Consider the following 1,485-nt stretch of genomic DNA (forward strand, 5'->3'; position numbering starts at 1 on the left):
AGACCATGCTGGCGCAGATCATCCGCATGGTCGAGCAGGCGCACGGTTCCAAGCTGCCGATCCAGGCCGTGGTGGGCAAGGTGACGCTGTGGTTCGTGCCCGCCGTCATGCTGGCCGCGGTGCTGACCTTCCTGGTCTGGCTGGTGTTCGGCCCGTCGCCCGCGCTGTCCTTCGCGCTGGTCAATGCCGTGGCGGTGCTGATCATTGCCTGCCCTTGCGCCATGGGTTTGGCGACGCCGACCTCCATCATGGTCGGCACGGGCCGGGGCGCCGAGATGGGCGTGCTGTTCCGCAAGGGTGAAGCCCTGCAACTGCTCAAGGACGCCAAGGTGGTGGCCGTGGACAAGACCGGCACGCTGACCGAGGGCCGCCCGGTCCTGACCGACCTGGAGATTGCCGACGGCTTTGACCGCAACCAGGTGCTGGCGAAGGTCGCCGCTGTCGAATCGCGCTCGGAGCACCCGATCGCACGCGCCATCGTCGAGTCGGCCGTGGAAGGTGGCATCGCGCTGCCGACGATGACAGACTTCGATTCGGTCACGGGCATGGGCGTGCGCGCCACCGTGGACGGCGCGCGTGTCGAGGTCGGTGCCGATCGCTTCATGCGTGAGCTGGGGTTGGACGTGGGCAGCTTCGCTCGCACGGCCGAGCGCCTGGGCAACGAGGGCAAGTCACCGCTGTACGCCGCGATCGACGGCCGGCTGGCCGCCATCATCGCGGTGGCCGATCCGATCAAGTCCAGCACGCCCGCGGCCATTGCCGCGTTGCACCAGCTCGGCCTGAAGGTGGCGATGATCACCGGCGACAACGCGCGTACCGCGCAGGCCATCGCCAAGCAACTGGGCATCGACGAGGTGGTGGCCGAAGTGCTGCCCGAGGGCAAGGTCGAAGCCGTGCGCCGGCTGAAAGCCAGCCACGGCCAGATCGCCTACGTGGGCGACGGCATCAACGACGCCCCGGCGCTGGCCGAGGCCGACGTGGGCCTGGCCATCGGCACCGGCACCGACGTGGCGGTGGAGTCGGCCGACGTAGTGCTGATGTCGGGCAACCTGCAGGGCGTGCCCAACGCCATCGCGCTGTCCAAGGCGACCATCGGCAACATCCGCCAGAACCTGTTCTGGGCGTTTGGCTACAACACGGCCCTGATCCCGGTGGCCGCTGGCGTCCTGTACCCCGCATACGGTGTGCTGTTGTCGCCGATCTTCGCGGCTGGCGCGATGGCGCTGTCCAGCGTGTTCGTGCTGGGCAACGCGCTGCGCCTGCGCCGCTTCCAGCCGCCGCTGGCGGCGGATACCGCTCATTGAGAAAGGAGGAACACCATGAACATCGGTGAAGCATCCAAGGCCTCGAAGGTCTCGGCCAAAATGATCCGCTACTACGAGCAAATCGGTCTGATCCCTCCGGCTGACCGCACCGATTCGGGCTACCGCGCCTATACCCAGGACGACGTTCACCGGTTGCATTTCATCCGGCGTTCGCGCGACC

2 protein-coding genes are annotated in these 1,485 nt (G+C 67.5%); both read left to right on the top strand.

What is annotated here, in order from left to right; genetic code table 11:
- Window positions 1-1,304: heavy metal translocating P-type ATPase (locus KVS69_RS18195; protein ID WP_217539405.1), on the top strand; the 1,304-nt coding region annotated here is incomplete at its 5' end.
- A 15-nt stretch (window positions 1,305-1,319) separates the two neighbouring features.
- A partial coding sequence (locus tag KVS69_RS18200; protein ID WP_217539406.1) for a MerR family DNA-binding transcriptional regulator occupies window positions 1,320-1,485 on the top strand: 166 nt, incomplete at its 3' end.

This window comes from Stenotrophomonas sp. GbtcB23, from assembly GCF_019091045.1.
Lineage (GTDB): Bacteria > Pseudomonadota > Gammaproteobacteria > Xanthomonadales > Xanthomonadaceae > Stenotrophomonas > Stenotrophomonas rhizophila_A.